This window comes from Streptomyces sp. NPDC051364, assembly GCF_040682115.1.
Taxonomy (GTDB): domain Bacteria; phylum Actinomycetota; class Actinomycetes; order Streptomycetales; family Streptomycetaceae; genus Streptomyces.
Genome location: NZ_JBFBAH010000045.1, coordinates 16,758 through 36,599, shown reverse-complemented (window position 1 = coordinate 36,599; position 19,842 = coordinate 16,758). Strand labels below are relative to the sequence as shown.

General features: G+C 70.0%; 14 protein-coding genes and 2 pseudogenes. 9 read left to right on the top strand and 7 right to left on the bottom strand.

From position 1 onward, the window contains the following. Window positions 1-31 precede the first annotated feature (31 nt). Both AB0M76_RS40285 and AB0M76_RS40280 read left to right on the top strand, forming a co-directional pair. Entirely contained in the window at window positions 32-481 is a 450-nt protein-coding gene (locus tag AB0M76_RS40285) for a hypothetical protein (RefSeq protein ID WP_365957719.1), read from the top strand. Between the two features lie 21 nt (window positions 482-502). After that, on the top strand, window positions 503-1,075 hold the full coding sequence (locus tag AB0M76_RS40280; protein WP_365957717.1) for a YceI family protein: 573 nt from the start codon (window positions 503-505) through the stop codon (window positions 1,073-1,075). A gap of 496 nt (window positions 1,076-1,571) precedes the next feature. On the opposite strand, the gene AB0M76_RS40275 is transcribed toward AB0M76_RS40280, so the two are convergent. Both AB0M76_RS40275 and AB0M76_RS40270 read right to left on the bottom strand, forming a co-directional pair. After that, on the bottom strand, window positions 1,572-2,012 hold the full coding sequence (locus tag AB0M76_RS40275) for a nuclear transport factor 2 family protein (protein ID WP_365957716.1): 441 nt from the start codon (window positions 2,010-2,012) through the stop codon (window positions 1,572-1,574). Continuing rightward, a complete protein-coding gene (locus AB0M76_RS40270) occupies window positions 2,009-2,863 on the bottom strand; it encodes an NmrA family NAD(P)-binding protein (protein ID WP_365957715.1) in 855 nt (284 codons plus the stop codon). The genes AB0M76_RS40275 and AB0M76_RS40270 overlap by 4 nt, the downstream gene beginning before the upstream one ends. A 112-nt stretch (window positions 2,864-2,975) precedes the next feature. Between AB0M76_RS40270 and AB0M76_RS40265 the strand changes: the two genes are divergently transcribed. Beyond that, entirely contained in the window at window positions 2,976-3,923 is a 948-nt protein-coding gene (locus tag AB0M76_RS40265; protein WP_365957714.1) for an AraC family transcriptional regulator, read from the top strand. 10 nt (window positions 3,924-3,933) lie between these two features. Here AB0M76_RS40265 and AB0M76_RS40260 read toward each other — a convergent pair whose 3' ends face one another. From AB0M76_RS40260 to AB0M76_RS40250, 3 genes and pseudogenes are all read right to left on the bottom strand, one after another. Next, the gene (locus AB0M76_RS40260; protein ID WP_365957713.1) at window positions 3,934-4,281 is read right to left on the bottom strand and encodes a helix-turn-helix domain-containing protein; all 348 of its coding nucleotides are present in this window, start codon (window positions 4,279-4,281) and stop codon (window positions 3,934-3,936) included. Window positions 4,282-4,429: 148 nt separating this feature from the next. Beyond that, window positions 4,430-4,868 (bottom strand): annotated as a pseudogene (locus AB0M76_RS40255) (phytanoyl-CoA dioxygenase family protein). 417 nt (window positions 4,869-5,285) lie between these two features. Continuing rightward, on the bottom strand, window positions 5,286-6,404 hold the full coding sequence (locus tag AB0M76_RS40250; protein WP_365957711.1) for a serine hydrolase domain-containing protein: 1,119 nt from the start codon (window positions 6,402-6,404) through the stop codon (window positions 5,286-5,288). Window positions 6,405-6,819: 415 nt separating this feature from the next. On the opposite strand from AB0M76_RS40250, the gene AB0M76_RS40245 reads away from it, so the two are divergent. Continuing rightward, window positions 6,820-7,704 carry an AraC family transcriptional regulator gene (locus AB0M76_RS40245; RefSeq protein WP_365957709.1) on the top strand — a complete coding sequence of 295 codons (885 nt, stop codon included), beginning with the start codon at window positions 6,820-6,822 and terminating at the stop codon, window positions 7,702-7,704. A gap of 763 nt (window positions 7,705-8,467) precedes the next feature. Continuing rightward, window positions 8,468-8,620, top strand: coding sequence for a hypothetical protein (locus tag AB0M76_RS40240; protein ID WP_365957707.1), 153 nt, complete (start codon window positions 8,468-8,470; stop codon window positions 8,618-8,620). A 200-nt stretch (window positions 8,621-8,820) separates the two neighbouring features. Here AB0M76_RS40240 and AB0M76_RS40235 read toward each other — a convergent pair whose 3' ends face one another. Together AB0M76_RS40235 and AB0M76_RS40230 are read right to left on the bottom strand one after the other, a co-directional pair. Next, window positions 8,821-10,575, bottom strand: coding sequence for a VCBS repeat-containing protein (locus AB0M76_RS40235; RefSeq protein WP_365957706.1), 1,755 nt, complete (start codon window positions 10,573-10,575; stop codon window positions 8,821-8,823). A 623-nt stretch (window positions 10,576-11,198) separates the two neighbouring features. After that, window positions 11,199-11,786: pseudogene (locus tag AB0M76_RS40230) on the bottom strand (RNA polymerase subunit sigma-70); the annotation flags it as partial. 197 nt (window positions 11,787-11,983) lie between these two features. On the opposite strand from AB0M76_RS40230, the gene AB0M76_RS40225 reads away from it, so the two are divergent. The 4 genes from AB0M76_RS40225 to AB0M76_RS40210 all read left to right on the top strand — a co-directional run bounded on the left by AB0M76_RS40225 (window position 11,984) and on the right by AB0M76_RS40210 (window position 19,836). Further along, window positions 11,984-12,289, top strand: coding sequence for a hypothetical protein (locus AB0M76_RS40225; protein WP_365957705.1), 306 nt, complete (start codon window positions 11,984-11,986; stop codon window positions 12,287-12,289). A 523-nt stretch (window positions 12,290-12,812) separates the two neighbouring features. Then, entirely contained in the window at window positions 12,813-14,369 is a 1,557-nt protein-coding gene (locus AB0M76_RS40220; protein WP_365957704.1) for a TIGR02677 family protein, read from the top strand. Next, on the top strand, window positions 14,366-15,679 hold the full coding sequence (locus tag AB0M76_RS40215; RefSeq protein ID WP_365957703.1) for a TIGR02678 family protein: 1,314 nt from the start codon (window positions 14,366-14,368) through the stop codon (window positions 15,677-15,679). Before AB0M76_RS40220 ends, AB0M76_RS40215 begins: the two co-directional genes overlap by 4 nt. Further along, complete coding sequence (locus AB0M76_RS40210; protein ID WP_365957702.1) at window positions 15,676-19,836, top strand: TIGR02680 family protein; 4,161 nt, start codon at window positions 15,676-15,678, stop codon at window positions 19,834-19,836. The genes AB0M76_RS40215 and AB0M76_RS40210 overlap by 4 nt, the downstream gene beginning before the upstream one ends. Window positions 19,837-19,842 lie beyond the last annotated feature (6 nt).

The window sequence follows — 19,842 nt, the reverse complement described above, 5'->3', positions numbered from 1 at the left end:
GGTATGTGGGGTCAATGTTGGGAGGCTCGGCATGGCATCCGGTTCGGTGTGGCGTTCCGCAGCGCGGCAACTTCCGCTCAGGCTCACGGTCGGCACGTTCTTCCTGAACTCCGGGCTCTCGAAACGCGGTGCGGACGAGGCCACCGCTGAGAGGCTGCATCAGTTCGCCGCCACTACGTACCCGTTCTTGGGCAAGTGCGACGCCCAGAAGTTCGTCCGGCTGCTCTCGGCCGGGGAGCTCGCCATTGCAGCCACGTTGCTCCTGCCGGTCGTCCCTGCCGTTGTCGCCGGGGTTGGGCTCACCGCATTCTCCGTCGGCACCATCGGGCTCTACCTTCGTACGCCGGGGATGCGGCAGGAAGGCAGCCTGCGCCCGACCGAGCAGGGAATCGCGCTGGCCAAGGACGTCTGGATGCTGGGCATCGGCGTCTCCCTCATCGTCGACGGTGCGAACGAACACCGGCGATGCCATCCTGGTTGAAGGGGCACGTCAGGGGCGCGCATGGCCATGACCAAATGGTTCTTCGAGCCGGGTCACACCGCGGCGGAGTTCCGCGCCAGGCACATGATGGTCACCTACGTGCGCGGGCAGCTCAAGAACGTGCACGGCTTCCTGGAGGTCGATCCCGACGAGCCGGAGAAGGCGCGCGTCGAGGCGACGGTCGACGCGACCCAGGTATACACCGGTCAGCCCCAGCGCGACGCGCACCTCTGCAGTGCTGATTTCTTCGACGTCGAGCACCACCCGACGTGGACGTTCGTCGGGTCGGGCATTCACCAGGTGAGCGGAACCGAGTTCGAGGTCACCGGAGATCTCACGGTACGTGGCGTGACACGCCCCGTAACCTTCGACGTCACCTCCTTGGGACAGTGGGATACCCCGTGGTGGGAGGACGGGCGGGACCTCGGGCCCAGGCAACGCGCCGGCTTCTCCGCCACGGCGCGTATCAATCGGCATGACTTCGGGGTGAGTTGGAACGATGTGATCGACCGCGGCGGAGTGGTCGTCAGCCCCATGGTCGATGTCATGGTCGACGTCGAGGCCGTCCTCGAGCCCAGTGAAACGGCCGCCTGAGCACGACCGGCTCGGGCTGCGAGCCGACCGAGCCGTGAACGGCAACACTGGGTGGGGCTTGCATGGCTCGCGGTGGAATGGCCGTCTGGACCGGGCGCCGCAGTCCGGCCAGTGTGGCATCGCCAAGGAGAGTGACCCGCTCACGCTGACCGGCGAAACCTGAACCGTTCCGGGTTCTGTGGAGACTCTAGATCTGGGTTGTGACCTGGGGTTTTGTGGCTGAGTCGCCCCGGGTTGGGTAGAGAACACTCCGACAGACCCCTTGGCTGGCCGCTGGCGGTGACAACCGTATTGCCCGCCTGTGTGCCGAGAAAGGGCAGCGCCTGGTGGCGCGGCCAGGACCACCGGGCAGACCATGGGCCACCGTCTCTTCTCGGGCCGGTAGGCGGCGGCCCGTGTCCTCTCACGAGGTCTCGGATCCCGCCGGGGCTCTCGCGCTCAGACACCAGGGTTCCTCGGCGAGAGCGTCGGGCTCGGAGCCGCCGCGGGTCGACCGTTACTGTGCAGGCCATCCGATCGCGTTGAAGACTGCGACGGGGTCCAGGTAGTCCCGCCAGTGCGTGACTTTGCGGTCCTTGACGGTGATCACAGAGACGAAGTGGTTGTCGTAGGTCCGCCCGGTTTGGACTGCCTGCCCGTGCACCGCGTACTCAAGCACGATCACCGACGCCTCGCGATCCCGGTGAACGGCCAGTTCGTCCGCGCTCCGCAGGACCATGTTGCTGCCGTAGCCGCGGTACAGCTCTGCCACGGCCCGGCGTCCCTCAACCCGTCGCGGGTATCCGGGAACGGAGATCACGAAGTCGAAGATCACGTCTTCGGCCAGGAGGTCGAAGAAGTGCCGTCCGTCAACGAAGCCGGCCAGTCCTTCCTCGACGATTCGGAAGAAGGGGTCCAGCGCCGCGAAGTCGTCGAAGTCCTCGACGGGCGCGATCACTTGGCAGCCTGGAGGGTCCATGCGGGTGCATTCCGCTGGGCGAAGTCCCGGAACGTGATCGGCGGCCTGCCCGTGACCTTCTCGATGTCGCCATTCGGCCGGGAACCGTTGCCGGAGATGACGGTCCCCGTCAGCCAGCGGAGCATCACGGCGTAGTCGGCGGGTACGAAGCCGGCTGCGATCGCGCCGCCGATCCATGCTTCAGGGTCGATGTCGTTGTGGGTGACGGGTCTGTCGATCACGTCGGCGATGATGTCGGCGACCTCGCTGACCGTGAGCGACTGAGGGCCGGCCGGCGCGTACTGCGCGCCGGCATGGGCGTCAGGGTCGGCCAGCGTCTCGACCGCGACCGCCGCGATGTCCGCGGCATCGACGAAGGCTTCCGTGCCGCCGTGGGTCGGTACGGTGATGATGCCTTCGATGACCGGCATGTGTTCGTCACAGAAGTTCTGCATGACCCATGCGGGACGCAGGATGGAGTGCGTGAAGCCTCCTCGGCCCGCGAGGTCGAGTTCGACGGCCCGGATGTCGACCTCCGGTGGCGCCTGGTCGCTGCCGTAGGCACTGAGGTACGTAACGTGCCGCACCCCGGCTCCTGCGGCAAGATCGAGGAAGTCGGACACCAGGCCGGCGTACTTGACCCGCATGGCGGGCGTGACGAGGTAGACGCGGTCTACGCCGTCCAGGGCGCGGGCATGCGTGGTCGGGTCGTCCCAGTCGAACGGCACGTCGGCGCCGCGGCGCGAGGCCGTACGCGCATGCAGACCCCGTTCGATGAGTTGCTGCGCCACCAGCGATCCGGTTCGTCCGGTACCGCCGAGCACAAGTGTCGTCTGCCTTGAATCGATCATGACTCCATCGTGAGGCCGCCTACCGAGCGAATCAATGCGTGATCCTCTCGGTTCTTTGTTTTAAACGCTCACGAAATTGACCGCTGTGATCGTTCTGCTTAATACTTGGCCCATGGATCTGCTGGACGACCACCTCGCGAGAGCGCGCGCATCGGGCGCTGTTTTCGCTCGAACGGTGGCCACACCCCCCTGGGGGTTGCGGCTGGGGGGCTCCATCCAGCTCGCGGTGCACACTGTCGTGCGGGGGCGGGGGTGGCTGTGGTTCGACGACGACTCTCACAGCCCGATGGAGCTCTCGCCGGGCGAGGTGACGCTTGTCCGCGGGGGGCCCGATCACTACATCGGCCATGAACCCGGCGCCGACTGCCTCGAACCGGAGGAGTTCCGGGCACATTACGGGCGCGACGTACGCTCGGACGACCCACAGGCGACGGTGTTCCTCTGCGGCGCCTACCGGTTTTCGGGGGACATCGGCAGCGGCCTGCTCGATGCGCTGCCCCAGGTGCTGCCACTCTCGGCAGCCGTCGGTGATCCCCTGCGCGACGTGGTCGGCCTACTGTCCCGCGAGCTGGCTTCCCCTGAGCCAGGTCAGCCCACTGTGCTGGACCGGCTCCTCGACATACTTCTGGTTCTTGCCATCCGTACCAGTTTCCGTCAGAGCACCACCGCACCTCGCTGGTACCGGGCGTCGGCGGATCCTCGACTGAAAGCAGCGTTGCAAGCCATACATGAAGATGCCGGGCATCCTTGGTCGGTCCCCGAACTCGCCGAGATCAGCGGACTGTCCCGGGCGGCCTTCGCACGAACTTTCCGAGACGCGCTCGGCCAGACACCGATGCAATACCTGACCGATTGGCGCATGACCCTGGCCCGCGACTACCTACGCAACGGCGAGCTGGGTCTGGCGAAAATCGCCAACGTGATCGGCTACGGCTCGCCCTACGCGTTCGCCGCAGCCTTCCGGCGCCATCACGGAGACCCACCCGGAGCATGGCGGCAACGAGAGTCGACCCGCACCAGCGGTTCGGCAGCCGGCGACCGCATCCACCTCCGTTACTGACGTCGGCGCTTCAGGGTGATGGTGGTGAGAGGTCGGGGGAGAGGCCGGTTCCCGCGAGGAAACCGTCGAGAGAGACGCTGTAGGACACGTAGAATTTCCGGCCGGTCAGAGTGGCCACTCGCGCGCCGGTCCAGACCTGCTCCTCGTCCCACCCGTGGACGGCCGGCCCCGGGTCGAGGTACCCGGCCGGCTTCTCCTGGCAGCGCGCAGACAGCTTGCAACGCCGGCCGCTCGCGCCCTGTGAGGCCACGGCCGCCACCCCGCCCGCCGTCCACGCCTGGTGCCACTGGTAGGCCGACTTCAAGCTCACCCGCAGCCTGCGGGCGGCCTCCGGCGGCCCCAGCCCATCGGCGAACAACCCGGCGGCCTCCAGCCGCACCGCCTCGCGCGCTGCCGGCCCCTCGCCGTCAGCCCGCCCCCATCCGCATAGCGCATACCAACGGCACAGCGCGCAGATGACCGTCAGTCAGCTACACGAAGAGGCCAATCACCCCGAAGCGCCGAAGTCAGTAACGCCCCAGGCCCGGGCCGGATGTCGTGCCGCGGACAGGGGTGAAGTCACGGGCGGCGATGAAGCCGGGCCGGCGGACCGGGGCGGCGAACGGTTCCAGCGGGGTGTTGTCCACACTGTTGAAGACAATGAACACGTTGCTGCGCGGCCATGGGGTGATGTTGTCGCCGGAGCCGTGCATGCAGTTGCTGTCGAACCAGGTCGCCGACCCGGCACGGCCGGTGAACAACCGGATGCCGTGCCGCTCGGCGAGCTGAGCCAAGACCCGGTCCGACGGCGTGCCGGCCTCCTGCCCGCAGGGACATCTTGTAGTTGTCCCTCGGTGTCGCACCGGCGCAGCCCACGAACGTGCGGTGGGAACCGGGCATGATCATGAGGCTGCCGTTGGTGTCGTGGTTGTCGGTCAGCGCGATCGATACCGACGCCGCACGCATCCGCGGCAGACCATCCTCGGCATGCCAGGTCTACTACGCGTCGAGAGGCGCCTGAGGCAGCTCAAACACGAATACCGCACGGCCAGTGGCAGCTCGGGGGCAGTGTGTGTCCGGGAACCGGGCTTGCCCGCTATGCCTTGGGGCGGTGGGATTCGACGCGGAAGAGGCGGGGTTGGACGTCGGTGGCGATGGTGGCTGCCTGGTCCGTGCGGACCCGGGCGGCGGGGTTGGTGAGCATGGTTCGGTAGTGCTCCTCGGATTCCCACTGGGGCATGGCCGGGTAGGGGCTGCCTGTCCGGGTCGGGCTGCCCGTGTCCAGAGGCGCCAGAGCGGGAGGCCACCGGCAGGTCCCGCTCACCTGCGGAACTGCGAGGGGGAGAGGGCAGCCTGTGCAGGCACGGACTGCCCCTTGCGCCGTCAGTGCAGTCCGCGATAGGCGGCCATGATGATCTCCATGCCGCGGTTGTCCTCCTGCCGGTCCCGGTCGATCATCTGGTTCATGACATAGGCCACCGTCATGCGTGAGTCGGGATCGCTCATGACCAGCGAGCCGCCCCAGCCGCCCCAGCCGAAGGTGTTGCCGAACTTGCCAAAGCCCACGCTCCAAGACATCGGCGTCCGCAGGACGCGGTCGTCGCCGCGGAACACCTCCTGCCACGCGGGCTCACAGCCTTGGGGAGACAGCAGTCGCACACCGCCGGCCGATCCCTGGTTTGCCAGTACCGACTGGGCGAGGGCGACGGACCGAGCGTTGCCGAAGCCGTTCACCGCAGGGATCTGCGCGCGACGCCAGGCCACGGAGTTGACGTCCCTGACCCGGATCGCGGCACCGGTGTACTCCCGGCGTGCGCCGTCCGGTCCGGGCGGTGCACTGGAGGCGTACTCGTCGGTCAGCGACGGCGGCGGGATGAGCGGTGCGACGCGGTGGTCATGCTCCGCAGAGAGCCCAATGTGGAAGTCCGCACCCAGCGGCTTGGCCACCTCTGCGGCAAAGAACTCGCCGAGACTGCGGCCGGTGATGCGGCGGACGATCTCACCGACGAGGAACCCGAAGGTGAGCGCGTGATAGCCGGCGGCCGTTCCGGGTTCCCATTCGGGTGCCTGCGCGGCCAGCCCTGCCGTCACGCTCTGCCAGTCGTAGAGCTCCTCGACCGCCGTCAGCCCGGAAGGCAGGTCCGGCAGCCCCGCGGTGTGCGATAGAGCGTGCCGTACCAGCACGCTCTCCTTGCCGGCCACGGCGAACTCAGGCCAATAGGCGGCGACCGGCGCGGACAGATCGAGCTCGCCCCGGTCGGCCAGGATCAGCGCACACAGGCCGATCATGTTCTTGGTCGTCGAGTTCACGCCGGTGATGGTGTCGCGTTCCCAGGTGACGGAACGGTCCGCATCGCCGTACCCACCCCAGACATCGACCACGGGCTCGCCGTCAACGTAGACGGCCGCCGAGGCACCCACGTCGTCCTTGCCGAGCAAAGCTGCAAGTGCCTCACGGACTGCGGCAAACCGCGGCTCGCATACTCCCTCAATATCAGTCATGGGCGTAAGCCTCAGGTAACGCCAGGGCATCCTGCCCAACAATTCCCGCACTGGTTTTGTCGGGCGGGGCACGATCAAATTTTCTCACCCTGTCAAGACGGCCTGACGGCCGCGCGGTCGACCGCTCCTGTTCTCCGCCCCGCGGCCGGCCGACGGCCCGACCGGCCGTCCCCAAGACCGGCTGTATCGGTAGCTGTTCCCACGGGGAACAGCCCCGGGATCATTCGTCGAGCATGTGCGTCACGACAGCCCGGCCGGCGCCCGAGCCGCAGTGCCGATGACCGCCAAGGCGCCGCACGAGGCGAGCGACCCCGGCTTAGGCTCGGGTGCCGGCCGCTGCGGCTCCCGCGGTTGCGGCTGGTTGGCAGGGTGGACGTTCCTGCGGCGGAGACACAAGGAAGAAGGACGGATACACGTGCTGGAGCGGCTGAATCAGGCGCTGGACCACCTGGAGGCCTGCCTCGACCGGGAGGTCGACATGGCCGAGGTGGCCCGGATTGCCGCGGTGTCGGAGTATCACTTTCGGCGGCTGTTCTCCGCGCTCGCCGGGATGCCGCTCCCGGTCTACGTGCGGCGCCGGCGGATGACGCTCGCCGGGGCCGAGGTGCTGGCCGGGGAGCTGACGCTGCTCGATGTCGCGGTGCGGTACGGGTACGGCTCGGGCGAGGCGTTCGCCCGGGCGTTCCGGTCGGTGCACGGCATCGGGCCGGGCGAGGCCCGGCGCACGGGCGCGGTGCTCACGGCACAGCCGCGCATGTCCTTCCGTGTCGTCGTCGAAGGGGGTACGGCCATGCGGTACCGGATCGTGGAGAAGGAGTCGTTTCGGGTCGTCGGCAGGAAGGCCCGGGTCCCCCTCGTGCACGAGGGGCTCAATGCGGCCGCCGCGGCGCACCTGGAGAGCCTGGACGAGCAGGCGATCGTACGGATGAAGGAGCTGGTCCCCCGGGAGCCGGAGGGCGTCCTGTCGGCGGTGGTGCACCTGACCGACAGCCGGGAGGAGGGCGCCGAGGTGGACTACTGGATCGGCGTGGTGACCGGTCCCGAGGCGGCCCCCGAGGAGCTCGACGCCCTCGACGTGCCAGCCGGGACCTGGGCGGTCTTCGACAACCACGGGCCCTATCCGAGCGCCCTCCAGGAGCTGTGGCGAGATGTGTTCACGCAGTGGTTCCCTTCGAACCCGTATGCGAGCCGGCCAGGTCCGGAGCTCCTGCTGACGAAGCCGGTGGAGATCGGCGCGGAGACCGGCTCCCAGCTGTGGATCCCGGTCGAGCGGGGCAGCAGCGGGAGCGCCGGGGCGTGAACTCCGGCACCTGGAAGTCGCCCTCCGCACGGAAGGTGACGTCCAGGTCCATGCCCGATGCCAAGGTCGGCCTCCGGGCAGTTCACGATCCCTGAGTGCTCAGGGGCCTCCACTGCTCGGGAAGCGTCCTGGTGGCGGCCGTCCTCGCCGCCGCCCCACCCGCAGCCGGTGCACCGGCCCTGGACCAGCTCGGTGTCCGCCCGGCCCGTCCACGCCCGGATCATGGCCACGGTCAAGGACGTCCTGGGCGAGCGTGACGGCGGCCTGCTCGTGGGCGCCCGCCCTGGCCAATGCTGGCCGCCCGCATGCAGCAGATCGGCGAGAGCGACGGCCCGGCAGCCGTCGCCGAACACCTGGCCCGCCTGAACGCGGACGACTACTGGCGCCAGGGCCCGCCCTCCGAGTTCGCCCGCCGCATGGTCCTGGCCGCCGCCCGGTCCCGCTCCACTACCTGGGGTGATGGATCGTTCCCATATCTGGGACTCGCGCTGATGAGGGGGTGGCGGGGTGTGATGACCGGAAGGCAGCGACGTGTCGGGTACGGCACGCTCGCGGGGGCGCTCCTGCAGGGCTGCGGTGGCTGGGCCGTCTGGTCCGGGTACACGGACGCGGGCTTGCGTCTGTCGCTCCTGGCCGGCGCCTTGGTCCTGGCCGGCGCTTGGCGGTCCGGTGCCCTGGACCGGACCCCGCCCGTGGCCCCCGCTCCGGACGGCCTACGGCGTCCGGCGGGTTCGCCCCGGGAAAGGCCGACCAGGAACGCTCGATGCGGCTGCTGAAAGCGACCGGCGAAGCCGCCGACGACCCCACCGGGCAGCCGGGCGCGCTCACGGAGTTCGAGCGGATCGTGCTGTACTGGGTGGCCGAGCTCCCCGGCCGGGAGTACCCGCCGCCCCACCACGGCTACCCGCACCCATGAGCCGGGCCCCGCGCGCCCCGGATGTGTCGGTAGTCAAGGCCGTCCTGCCCGAGCACGAGGCGGGCCTCCTCATCGACGCCCGCCAGCTGCCCGTGCGGGCCACGGCAGCGCAACGGACGCGGGCCTGCCCGCCGGCTGGTGCCGGTGGACGGGCCCGCGCCGTCGCTCATCGCGGACTGGCCGCCGGGCGGCTGCGGGACTCAGATCATGTTCTTGTAGATATTCCAGCCACTGCCGAACTTCACCCGGGCGGTGAAGGTCGCGGTGCCGGCGTTGCCCGTTGAGGTGTACAGGTACATGTCGCCGTTCGGGAGGCGGCCGAGCACGTCCCCCTTGCCGTCGCCGTCGATGTCACCCGGCACGACCAGCATGTCGTACACGTTCCAGCCGGTGGCGACCTGCTCCCGGGCGGCGAATGGCGCGGTGGACGTCCCCGTGCCCTTGTAGAGGAACACCCGGCCGGAGGTGTCCCGGGCGAGCACGTCGGGCCGCCCGTCGCCGGAGTAGTCGCCGGCGCCGACGAGCGCGTTGTAGTCGTTCCAGCCGGTGCCGACCTTGATCCGCGCGCCGAGCTTGGTGTCCACTGCGCCGTCGCCGGGGTGCAGCCACAGGACGCCGGCGGAGTCGCGGCTGAGCAGGTCGCCCTTGCCGTCGCCGGTGAGGTCACCTGGGCCGACCATGAGCGTGTAGTTCCACGTCGTGCTGACCTTCTGGCCGCGGATGTACAGGTCGCTGCCGATGTTCTGCACGTAGCTGGCGTGGTTGTGGTTGTTGAGCCCTGTGGCGTAGGTGTTGCGGGAGCCGGGCGTCTCGGTGCCGACCGCGATCGGCGGCGTCACGTATGTGCCGTTGGCCAGGGCGTAGTACTTGGCCAGAGTGTTGTTGGCCTCGGTCATGAGGTTCTGTGACTTGCCGTAGAGCTGCGTGGTGCCGGCGCCGACCATGAACTTGTTGAGTTCCCACCCGCTGCCGTGGTACACGGGTGCAGCGAACTTGCCTCCGCCGATCGACTTGTAGAAGTACTGCAAGCCGTCGCGGTTGCGGGCGACCAGGTCGCTCATGCCGTCGCCGTCGACATCGTCCGGGCCGCTGATCACGTTGTACGTGTTCCAGCCGGTGCCGACCTTGACGCGGGGCTTGAGCGGGGCGGTGGCGCTGCCGGATCCCTTGTGAAACCACAGCTCGCCGGTCAGGGTGCGGGTGAAGACGTCGCCGAGGCCGTCGCCGTCGACATCGCTGGCGCCGACGATCTGGTCGTACATCCCCCAGCCGGAGCCGACCTTGACCCGCGCGTTGAAGGGGTTGCTGACGCTTCCGGTACCGGTGTACAGCCACAGGTCGCCGACGTGGTCGCGGGCCAGCAGGTCGGGGTGGTGGTCCCCGGTCACGTCGCCGGTGGCCACGAGGCGGTTGTACTTCTGCCAGCCGCGGCCGGACCACAGGGGCGCCGACGTGCCCTTCAGGCCGGTCTCGTAGAGCGTGAGTACGCCGTCGAAGGAGAGGGAGAGCAGCTCGGCCTTGGTCGTGCCGCCGACGTCGCCGACCGGCAGCAGGTCCTTGAAGGAGGCCTCGGGGTCGGTCTTGTAGATCGCGTAGTCGCTCCAGGACGAGATCGACGACAGGTAGACGGCCGTGCTCTGGTCGTACTCCATGACGATCATGTCGCTGATGCCGTCGCCGTCGACGTCGTGCCGCGGCTTGGCCGCAGCGGCCACCCGCGCGAGGGGCGTGGCGCGGCCGGGCATGACGACGCTCGGGTGCCCGCCTTCGCGGCGCGGTCCGGCGCTGGAGGCCGACTCCGGTGCCGGGGCGGCCGCGGGCCGCACGAGGGCGGAGGCGGGTGCTGGGGGCTGCGGGGCGGCGGTGCTCGGGGCGGCCGGGAAAGCGCTGGCGGCCAGGGCGAGTACGCCCCCGGCGGCCAGGGCGCGCAGTCGTCCGCGGTGCGATGAAGTCAAGATCCCCCCTGAGGATCGAGCCGGGGCACGCCCGGACACGTCTTGCTGTGTGCTCGAAAGACACGCATCCATGCGTGAACGGTTCCCCCTTGCGTCCGTGCGGCGTATGCCGTGCCACTGACAACGCATGGGGTCGCCTCGCATCGACTCCCTTTCCCAGATGCCCAGTTGGCGTGCCGATTCGGTCGGTTCGTGCTGGTGGGGAGGGGGCGCGGTCCCATGGCCATATGGGGAACGTCGAGTGGAACGGTTCGTGGCGCACCGCCCTGCGAAAGCTGGGTGACATCGGCTTTGGGGCGTCCGTAGGGGGTTCGACGGCCTGCGTCCCCCTTCAGCCGTAGTCGTCACGGAAGCGCGGTCAGAACCCGAATTTTCCCCAGTGCTGCTCTTCGCCTCAGTTGGTTCAGAAGAAGCTGTGCGAGAACCTCTACGCCCCGTGGGCCTCGATAGGAGGATCTGCGTCGCCAGTAGTGGGTCGGCCGGCCCCCCCGATGACCTCGATGAAGTGACCTGGCTCCGCCGAGGACCGACCCCGCCTCGGAGCCGCCTGCTCGTCGGGCTCGGTCAGCCCAGATGACTTGCAGATATACACGTGGCAGACCCTGACGACACCGGCTCACTCCCGGGGTGGGCAAATGGATCGAGGCGAGTTTGGCCGGGTCGACGACGATGCGGATGCCGCTGATCCGGGCTTCGGTGACGGTGAAGGCGATGATGGAGAGAGGGCTTCCGTCGGGGCGCCAGGACATGTGGCCGGGGCTGCCGTTGACGAGCACGGGGCGTTGGCGGGCAACCTCGCCAGAGAACATGCGGGCGCAGGCGGCGACCTTGGTGGCGCCGAGGGTGACGGCCACGCCATCGGGGTTGTCGACGGTCAGCTTCACGTTCGGGTCGAGGACCCGCAGGAGCGGTTCGAAGTCGCCGCTGAGGGCGGCGGCACCGAATGCCTGGACGACCTCTCGGTGCTCGCGGCCGGTGCCCGCCGACCGGTCCGTGGCTTGGACCTTGCAGCGGGCACGGCTGGCGACCATCTTGGTGGCGTCGGTGGATTTGCCCAGGATCTGGCCGATTTCTTGGAACGGAACCGCGAACATGTCGTGCAGGATGAACGCCAGGCGTTCGCTCGGGGTGAGCGAGTCGAACGCGATGAGCAGGGCGAGACCGACTGAATCGGCCAGCGCCACCTGCTCGTCCGGCGCGAGGTCATCGTCTGGCTTTGTTCACGAGAACCGGTTCTGGCTCAGATTCCGTGTAGCTGTTACGGAGAGTCAGATCTTCGGGGCCATGCGATGCCGGTCGGGATGGGCACGAAGCTGGGGTGAGGTGAGTTCCAGGGCCCGGGTTTCAGGCAGCTTCCCGAGGTCCTGCCCGCCGGACGAACGTCACTCAGCGTGGTGATTCACGGAATGTGAGCCAGAACCCGCTACTGACCGACAAAGCCACGCCGCGGAAACCCAAAGACGACGCCCTGCTCGGCGACCGGCACGCCTGGCGCGAGGCACGCCGACGGCAGTCCTCCCGGCGGATCTGTGTGGAGGACGCCATCGGCGAGCAGAGGAAGTGGCGCCCGCTCCAGCGGTACATCGGCCGTCGCGAGCTTTACACCGAGACCCATGCCGCCATCGCCGGTTTGGTCTCCGACCGTACTGCCCGCAGGCCGATCCGCCGCCCGACGGGCACCGAACTGGTACTTGTCGGACAGGCCGTCTGCTGATCACCCACCAGCCGAACCGCGAGGCCCGCAGGCCTTGACCTCGCGCACCAAGTCGTCAGCCAGGCGTGGCCTATCCGTGAACCGCCTGCCGACGGACAGGAGCCTCCGAGGCTCTGAGCTGCTGAAACGCTTGACACGCGCGGGGCCTCCGGAGCCGTGTGCGGATCTGCGATCTGCCCATCTTCTCCTGTTTCCTCCGATACGCTGCCATCCAGGGGGAGCTATGAGCGAGCAAGACCTGTCGGAGTACGAATCGATGTGGACCATGTAGCGGGGACAGTGGCAGCTGCACCGCGTCGGTGATGTCGGCGGATTCAACTGTCCGTCGCAACACCTCGTAGTCGGAGGTGGCGTGATGGGTGTTGGTCCGCATCAGCGCAAGGTTCGTGAGTACCGGGGGCAGCTTGAGTGGAACGGCCGCGTCGAGTGGGTCCTCGCATCGGACTCCGGGATGCGCAACCAACCCCCTACCGTGGGGAGCGAAGTGCCGCAGGGGTGGCGGCGGAGGAGGGGACGTACGGGCATGCGCAGGGTTCCGCCGGAGATGTTCCGGTTCACGACGGGGGAGAAGGCGGACCTGAACGGGGCTGTGCTCGAGGCGTTCGGCGTGGCCGGCGAGTACCTGGAGACCACGCTCGGGCTCGACGGCGTACGCGAGCGGCTGCGTGCGGTGGGCTGGATCGCGGACCTCGAGGACGAGGAACTGCACGACGTGCTGAAACGGCTGGTGGGGTGGGAACTCCTCGACGTGGTCCACAACCACGCCGAGAACTACCGCACGGCCGAGGAGTACGAGCGGCGCAACCTGCACTACTCGTTGACCCGCCGGGGCGAGGCCGCGCTTGCCGGGCTTCGCCACGCCCTGGAGGTCCTGGCTTCGACGGGTGCGCTGCAGACCGCGGTGCTGGAGGCGATCACCGATCGGCTCGACGAGCTGACCGTGCTGTCCGGTGAACCCGCCGCGGCCGACCGCCGGATCTTTAGCACCCTGCGGGAGCTGGAGGGCCATTTGGAGGCCCTGGTGGAGAACACCAAGGCCTTCAACGGGCAACTGCAGCGGCTCCTACGCGCCGAGGGCGTGGACCTGGACGTGTTCCGCGAGGTGAAGGCCGCCACCGTCGCGTACCTCCAGGAGTTCCTGGTCGATCTCGACCGGCGGGGCGAGACGGTCGCCGCCGCCGTGGGCCGCGTGGAGGAGCGGGGCATCGCGGTGCTGCGCGAGCGGGCTCTGCGCGGCGCCGAGCTGCCGCCGGTGCCGGGGGAAGACCCCGCGGCCGGCTGGCTGGAGAGCCGGCGGGCGCGCTGGGCGGGCTTGCGGGCATGGTTCCTGCCGAATGACGGGGCGCGCCCCCGGATCGAGCAGCTGCACGACGTCGCCCGGCGCGCCATCGTCTCCCTCCTGCAGGTCCTGGAGCGGATCAACGAGTCCCGGCGCCGCTCCTCCAGCGCTGTGCAGGACTTCCGGGAGCTGGCGCGCTGGTTTGCGGCGGCTCCCGATGAGGACGACCTGCACCGGCTGTGGTCGACGGCCTTCGGTCTTGGCCCGGCGCGCCACGCCCATCTCGCCCACCCCGACCCGGAGCTGATCCCTTCGTCCCATTCCTGGTCCGAGGCGCCGCCGGTGGAGGTGTCGGCGCTGCTACGGACCAGCGGACGGACGGAGCGCTTCACTCGCACCGGCAAAGTGAGGGACGTCGCAGCCATGAGGGCCGAGCGCACCGAGCGGGCACATGCGGAGCGGGCGGAACTCGCGCGCGCCTGGAAGGCGCTGGAGACAGACGGCCCCGTGCGTCTCTCCTCCTTCGCCACCCTGGACGCGGCGGTGTTCGACCGCCTGCTGGACCTGCTGGGCCGGGCCCTGGCCGCCCCACCGGACGCAGGCGGTCTGCGGCGGGCCATGACCGGGGACGGCCGGGTGGAGGTCGCGCTGTCGCCACCTCCCGATGCGCGTACCGCCGTCTTGCACACCCCGAAGGGGACGATGGCAGGCCCGGACTACGTCGTCCACATCATGGCCGCGGGCGGAGCGGCCGCCTTCCCGGCAGTCCGCGCCACCACGGGACAGGAGGCTGCTGGATGAGCACGCTCGCCAACCAACTGGCCTCCGCTGAAAGGGCGGAGGTCGCCCGCGCCATCCGTCTCCTCCTGGCCCGGCCGCTGCTCACCGAGGCCACCGACCCGACCGGTTTCGAACTGGTACGACGCCGTCGCGATCCGCTGGCCCGATGGTTCGACTACACGTGTGGCTGGAGCCTGGTCGTGGAGCCCCGTCGCGGGTACGCCCGCCTCACCAAGATCCGCGCGAACCCCGACGGCTCCCGCCCGGCGCGCAGAGCGCGCTCCGGCCGGGCTCCATTCGACCGCCGGCGCTACGTCCTGCTCTGCGTGACCGCGGCCGAGCTGCTGTCCATGCCGATGACGACCATCGGTATGCTCGCCGACCGCGTCGTGCAGGCAACGGCGGCCGACCGGGCACTGCCGGCGTTCGACCCGGTCCACCGGCCGGAGCGAATGGCGTTCGTCGACGTCCTGAAGCTGCTGGAGGGGTACGACGTGCTGCGCGCCGTGGACGGGACGACCGAGGCGTACGTCGACTCCGCAGAGGCGAAGATCCTTTACCGGGTGGACAACACGCTGCTGATGCGGCTGCCGGCCGCACCCGTCGGCGCCTCCCGGCTCGCCGTGCCCCCGGACGAGGTGCCCGCACGGTTCGAGGACCTCCTCACCGGCCTGGTGCGGGAGCGCCGCTACGGCGGCGCGGCCGTCGACGGGGCGAGCGACGAGTTGCCCAGCGAGACCGCCACCACGGACGCCCAACGCAACCTGAGGCTGCGCCACTCGGTATTCCGCCGCCTCTTCGACGACCCCGTGCTGTACCGGGCCGACCTCGCCGACGACGAACTCGCGTACGTCACCTCCCTGACCGGCCGCCAGATCCTGCGCCGCTCGGCCGAACAGGCAGGCTTCCTCCTGGAGGAACGGGCCGAGGGCTTCCTCCTCGTCGATCCGAACGGCATCGCCACCGACGTTCGCTTCCCCGACGACACCTCCACCGCCCGCGTCGCCGCACTGCTCCTCCTCGCACCGCTCTGCGCTGCACCTGCAGGGATGCTGTCCGAACAGCTGGCCGAGACCGGAGCTGAACTGCTACGCCGCTTCCCGGGCTGGGCCAAGGCGTACCAGTCCGAGGATGGCCCGGTGCGGCTGGCCGACGACGCCGTACGCGTCCTGCTCGACGTCGGCCTGGCCGGCAGAGCCCGGGGGCGCGTCGTCGCACGACCGGCCGCGTACCGCTACCGCCTGATGGAGACCACGAGCCCGGGCCCCAAGAACCACCCGGAAAGCACTACCGCTTCCAGCGGCGTTGCCGCGGAAGGAGAAATGCAATGAGCGTGACAGAGTTTCCCCTCCAGCGACGGCCCGAGGAGACCGCCGAGCCACCGCCCACTCGAGAGGCGGGCGCCGCCCGCAGCCGCTGGCAGCCCCACCGCGCGGGAATCCTCAACGTCTGGCGCTACTACGACGAGACTTTCACCTTCCACCAGGGGCGCCTGCTCCTGCGCGGCCAGAACGGCTCCGGCAAGTCCAAGGCCCTGGAACTGCTGCTCCCCTTCCTCTTCGACGCCAGCCTGCGCCCCAACCGCCTCTCCACGTTCGGCGGTTCGGAACGCACCATGCACTGGAACATGCTTGGTGCGGGAGCCTCAGGCAAGACCCGTGTGGGGTACGTGTGGATGGAGTTCCGCCGCATCGGCGACGACGGCGCCGAACAGTGGTTCGGCTGCGGTGCGCGCCTTCACGCGAGCGTGCACACCAGCACGGCACACGCCGAGTACTTCACCACCAGCTCCCGGATCGCCCACCCCGACGGCGCACCACTCGTCAACGAGGCGGGGCAGCCCCTGACCAAGGCCGCTCTCGCCGACACCCTTCGCGACCGAGGCGAGGTGCACCCGTCAGCCACCGACTACCGCACCGCCGTCCGGCGCGCACTTTTCGCAGGCATGGCGGAGCAACGGTACGAGTCGCTGCTCTCCGCGCTGCTCCAGCTGCGCCAGCCCAAGCTGTCCGAACGGCTCGACCCTTCCCTGCTGTCCACTCTGCTGTCCCGCGCCCTGCCCCCGCTCGGCGAGGGAGAGATCACCGAACTCGCAGAGGGCTTCGAACGTCTGGACCGGCAGCGCGACCACCTCGACCGGCTCGACGCCGAAGTGACGGCGGCCGAGACCGTCGCCTCCCGGCAGCGCGCCTACGCCCGCCGGGTCCTGCGCGCCGGCGCGGCCGGACTGATCTCCGCGACGACGGACATGGACGACCTCACCCGTGCCGCCCGCCAGAGCGCAGAGGAGCTCGACGAGGCGATCACGGAACGCGAATCGACCCAGAATCTGCGCGACGAACAGGAGCTGCGGGCACACACCCTGGAGGAGACCGTCGAGGGGCTGCGCGAGAGCGACGCGTACCAGAAGGGGGAGGAACTCGACCGGCTCCGCCGCGACACCGCGGACCTGACAGCGGTCGCCAAGGAGCGGCGTGCCACCGCTCACTCCGCCGAGACCGGCGCGGAAAAGGACCGGAAGCTCGCCGACGAGACCGCGCGGAACGCCCGCACCTTCGACGAGCACGCGCGTGAAGCCGCGGACGAAGCACACCGGTCGGCCCGGGCCGCGGGCATGGAGTCGATCCACCACGAGGTGAAGGCGATTCTCGACGCGGAACCGGCGGCGTCCCTCAGCGACGGCCTGGGGCACGGGACGGGCGGCCGACGGCCCCAGGATCGTGGTGCCGTCGCTCGTACGGTGGGCGAGGACGACACAGCCCGCCGGGCCCGTCGGCTACTCCGGGGCGCGGTCACCACCCGACGCGAGCAGGTCACCCACCTCACCGAGGCGATCGAGGAGCACGACCGCGCGGTACGCGACCGAGGCACCGCCGAGGACATGCTGGACGAGGCGCGCACCAGGCTCGGGGAGGCGATCGTCCACAGGGACGAGACCGCCAGAGCCTGGGACGACGCCGTCGCCGGGCAGGCGGAACGGCTGCTGGCCTGGGCCGCGGACTGCACGGAGCTGACCATTGCCGACCCTGGCGAACTGGCGGCCGGGGCGGCGGTCGAAGCGGACGTGCGCGCGTTGGTCGATGCTGCCGCACGACCGCTGAACCAGGAGATCACCACGGCGCGGGCCGGTGTACGAGCCGCACGCCGGGGTCTGGGGGAGGAGCGGGACAGGCTTGACGAGGAGGTGCGCTGGCTCAGCGGCGAGAGCGACCTCCCGCCGCCCGCTCCACTCACGCGCACCACCGTCCGCACAACGGCGGCGGGAGCCCCGTTGTGGCGGCTGGTGGCCTTCCGCGAAGGCGTTCCGGTCGCCGTCCAGGCCGCGGTGGAAGCCGCACTGGAGGCCTCGGGCCTCCTGGACGCGTGGGTCAGCCCCTCGGACGGGATCACGCTGCCGGGTCACGACACCCGTGTCGAGGCCGCCCTGGCCGCGACCGTCCCGGGGCCCAGCCTGCTCGACGTGCTGCGGCCCGAGGAGGACATCCCCGTACCGGCCGACGCCGTGGCCCGAGTCCTGGCCGGTGTCGCGTACGGAACCACCCTGCCCGGCGGCCACCCCGCGGCCGTCTCCGCGGAAGGAGCCTGGCGCCTCGCGCCGGCCACCGGGACATGGAGCAAGCCGGAACCCGCCTTCATCGGTGCTCTCGCCCGGCAACGGACCCGGCAACGCAGGATCGCCGAACTGACCGGACTCATCGAGGAGACGGACGCCGCCCTCGGCGCCCTCGACGACCAGCTCCACGAGCTCGACGCCCGAGCCGCCCAGCTGGAGGCCGACAGGGCCGCCCAGCCCGACCACCGGGAACTCGACGCCCGCCGACAGGACTGGGTCCGGGCCGAGGAGATGGTGGCTGCCCGGGATGCGGTCGTACGCGACGCAACGACGCACCTCGCCCGGCGCGAGATGGGGGTGGCTGACGCGCTGCGCACGCTGAGCCGCCGGGCCGCAGAACACGGATTGCCCGCCGACCGCGACCGGTTGCGGACCCTCTCCGTCGATGTCGAGAGGTTCCGCGACCTCGCCGACAGCTGGGTCGATGCCCGTCTTACCGCGGCCACCGCCGCCGAGCGGGCTCGGCAGACGGCCGCGCAGGCGGACCGGTCCCGCCACATCGCGGACGAGGGGGCCAGGGACGCGGCCGCCGCCGAGGCGAAGGCCGCCGGGATGACGGCACGCCTGGAGGCGGTGGAGGCGACCGTTGGCGAGGACTACCGGCAGATCGTCGCCCGCGTCGCGGAGGCGCGCGCCGAACGGGACCGCTGCCGGGACGACGTCCGGCGGGCGAACCGACTCCTCGTGGACTTGCAAGGTCGCATCGGGGAGCTCAAGGCCAGGAGCGGCCAGGACGTCGAGCGACGGGAGAGGGCAGTCGCGGCCCGGGACGGCGCGGCGCACCGGTTCCGGCACCTGTGCCTCGTCGGCCTGGCCCAGGACGCCGGAATCGCACCGGAACTCGATGCCGGGGACGGCACCAAGGCCACCCTGGAGGCCGCCCGCGCCACCGCGGCCCAGTGGCCCGGCGTGCCGCACGCGCCACGCAACCTCGGCGACGCCGCGACCCGCCTCTCCGAAGCCGTCCACGATGCCCGGGGACACCTCGGCGTCCGTGCCGACCTGGATCTGGAGCCCGACGACGACGTCCAGCTCTTCACCGCCACTCTGGACGGCGTACGCGTCGGGGCGGCCGCCCTGCTCACCACGCTCACCCAGGAACGCGACCGCAGTCGCAGCGACATCAGCACCGCCGAGCGGCGGCTCTTCGATCAAATCCTCACCGGCGACATCCGCCGCCACCTCGCCGCCCGAATCCGCCGGGCCGGCGAACTCGTCACGCACATGAACGGGCACCTGGAGCGGGTCCGTACCGCCTCCAACGTCGCGGTCCAACTCGTCTGGGACGTCCGCCCGGACCTCCCCGACAGCACCCGCACCGCCCGCCAGCTACTCCTGAAGGACCCTGGCCGGGTCACTGAGTCCGACCGGGAGGCCCTGCACGCCTTCTTCCGCGCCCGCATCGAGGAGGCCAAGGGCAGTGACACGGCCGCGAGCTGGGAGGAGCACCTCGGCGAGGTGCTCGACTACACCGCCTGGCACAGCTTCACCGTCCGACTCGATCGGGCGGACGGAAACGGCTGGCAGCCGCTGACCAAGAGGCTGCACGGCGCGCTTTCCGGCGGGGAGAAGGCCATCGCCCTGCACCTGCCGCTGTTCGCCGCCGTCGCCGCCCACTACGAGGACGTGCCCCTGGGACCCCGCCCGATCCTGCTCGACGAGGTCTTCGTCGGCGTCGACACCGTCAACCGCGGACAGGTCTTCGCCCTGCTCACCGCACTCGACCTGGACCTCATGATCACCTCCGACCACGAGTGGGGCACCTACCGCGAGCTGCCCGGCATCGCCGTCCACCAGCTCCTCACCGACGGCGGCGACGACGCCGTCACCAGCGCGCGCTTCGTCTGGAACGGCACCGGCATGGAGGCGGGATGATCTCCG

What these genes read in the sequence shown, in the direction of transcription:
- AB0M76_RS40285 (WP_365957719.1), top strand. Translation starts at nt 32, where the DNA reads ATGGCATCCGGTTCGGTGTGGCGTTCCGCAGCGCGGCAACTTCCGCTC.
- AB0M76_RS40280 (WP_365957717.1), top strand. Translation starts at nt 503, where the DNA reads ATGGCCATGACCAAATGGTTCTTCGAGCCGGGTCACACCGCGGCGGAG.
- AB0M76_RS40265 (WP_365957714.1), top strand. Translation starts at nt 2,976, where the DNA reads ATGGATCTGCTGGACGACCACCTCGCGAGAGCGCGCGCATCGGGCGCT.
- AB0M76_RS40210 (WP_365957702.1), top strand. Translation starts at nt 15,676, where the DNA reads ATGAGCGTGACAGAGTTTCCCCTCCAGCGACGGCCCGAGGAGACCGCC.
- AB0M76_RS40270 (WP_365957715.1), bottom strand. Translation starts at nt 2,863, where the DNA reads ATGATCGATTCAAGGCAGACGACACTTGTGCTCGGCGGTACCGGACGA.
- AB0M76_RS40220 (WP_365957704.1), top strand. Translation starts at nt 12,813, where the DNA reads ATGCGCAGGGTTCCGCCGGAGATGTTCCGGTTCACGACGGGGGAGAAG.
- AB0M76_RS40240 (WP_365957707.1), top strand. Translation starts at nt 8,468, where the DNA reads ATGCGGCTGCTGAAAGCGACCGGCGAAGCCGCCGACGACCCCACCGGG.
- AB0M76_RS40250 (WP_365957711.1), bottom strand. Translation starts at nt 6,404, where the DNA reads ATGACTGATATTGAGGGAGTATGCGAGCCGCGGTTTGCCGCAGTCCGT.
- AB0M76_RS40215 (WP_365957703.1), top strand. Translation starts at nt 14,366, where the DNA reads ATGAGCACGCTCGCCAACCAACTGGCCTCCGCTGAAAGGGCGGAGGTC.